General features: G+C 37.8%; 2 protein-coding genes. One reads left to right on the top strand and one right to left on the bottom strand.

What is annotated here, in order from left to right:
- Positions 1–205 precede the first annotated feature (205 nt).
- Entirely contained in the window at positions 206–1,084 is an 879-nt protein-coding gene (locus ABZB17_RS22395; protein WP_372653885.1) for a hypothetical protein, read from the bottom strand.
- Positions 1,085–1,142: 58 nt separating this feature from the next.
- Between ABZB17_RS22395 and ABZB17_RS22390 the strand changes: the two genes are divergently transcribed.
- On the top strand, positions 1,143–1,591 hold a 449-nt coding region (locus ABZB17_RS22390; protein ID WP_372653882.1), incomplete at its 3' end, for a DUF4268 domain-containing protein.

The following is a 1,591-nucleotide window of genomic DNA, read 5'->3' as shown; positions in this document are numbered from 1 at the left end:
TTGCATGGATTTTACTTCTAATTATTTGTTTGTCAGACTTTTAAATTAGTAAATTCCATGCTTTTATTCAAATAAATCAACAATAATTTTTAATTCAATTCACTTATATTCAGCAGGTTAATAATCGAACTGAGGTTATTAATATCTGTTTGTTCCACAGTACTCATTTATCTTTTAATGATAAGCATTTAACAAAAAAACATAGCTATTTGATTAGTTCCCTCTTTTCACGATTTGTCATTTCAAGTCCTCTGATCGCCTCAGGATGATTCACAATGTAAGGTTTTATCGCATTGAGTATTTCGGTTTCACCTTTATCGTTTACCACAAACTGAGGAATAACAAACGATAACTTTTTGGTAAATAACGAATCGTGGTAGATAAGCACTATCAATTCGCCGTTTTTATTGGCCAACTCCCCTATTTTTTGCCCGGCAAATACTTTTTGCCCAACTACAAGTTGTTCAGGATTGTACTTAACCCCATGGTAACAGATTAGAGTTCCGTCGGGTTGTAACAAAGTGATACTGTTTGTCCAGGTATGATACCAATAGCGTGATTCTCCGCTTCTTGATACTCCAACAACTTCTGCAACAATACCGTTTCTGCTGGCAAAAACAGCGTCCCCCGGTGCGGCTTTAAAACCTGTTGCAAACCACGAATCAGGTGTTTCATTTCTCCAAAAACCATCTATGCTTTTTACATCGAAAAACGATACACTTTTGCCTTCTTCTAAAGGAATTAAATAAGGAAAATCAGGATCGACTTCAGCCGTTGGATTTGAACGGAAGGTTTCAATATCATAATTAAACCGCGGGATATCTGCATCCAAATCACGTTGAAGTGTAAAAAGGCTGTTAAAACCCGGTGCGACTTTCTTAATGTAAGGCAAGGGTTCGTTAAATGTGGTATTCTCCAGGTCGGCAAAGTTAATATGCAGAAACATAGGCACTTTAGCATTGTTCGTCGCCGTAAACATACAATCGCCAACCGAATTATAATTTGCCTGAACTTCAAGATACTGAGCCTTTGTAATACCGGCAATCAATGTCAACGTTAAAAACAGAAGTAGTTTGCGAATCATAAATAGCGTGTTTTACGAATTATAAAAGTAAAAATTAAATTTAGTTTACCTTTGGCGCATGTATTCAAAAGAGGAATTGCGACAATTAAAAATTGATTTCTGGCAACTGTTTGACAAGCGCTGCAGTGTACATCCGGAATTAAAATACAGGAAACGGAAATGGGTACTGCACAAGACAAAAATCAAAGGGGTGGCACTACGTTTTGATGTCAGTCGCAAGGATGCAATGGTAATTCTCGAACTGGGCAACAAAAGTGAAAACAAAAGATTAAAAGCTTACGAATTTCTGGAAAGATACAAGCCGGTAATTGAAGACGGGTTTGAAGATGGTTTGCAGTGGGAATTTTTCCATGAGCGCGAAGACAGTGGCGCCGAAGTGTGCCGGATCTTCGTTCGAATGGAAGGTGTTGATTTCCATCGCCAGAACCAATGGCCCGACATCTACAACTTTTTTATTGAAAACATGCTAAAACTGGAACGCAACTTCCTCGAGATAAGAGACCTTTT

It is taken from the genome of Draconibacterium sp., from assembly GCF_041583095.1.
In the GTDB taxonomy this organism is placed as follows: domain Bacteria; phylum Bacteroidota; class Bacteroidia; order Bacteroidales; family Prolixibacteraceae; genus Draconibacterium.
This window is presented reverse-complemented; position numbering and strand designations above follow the sequence as displayed.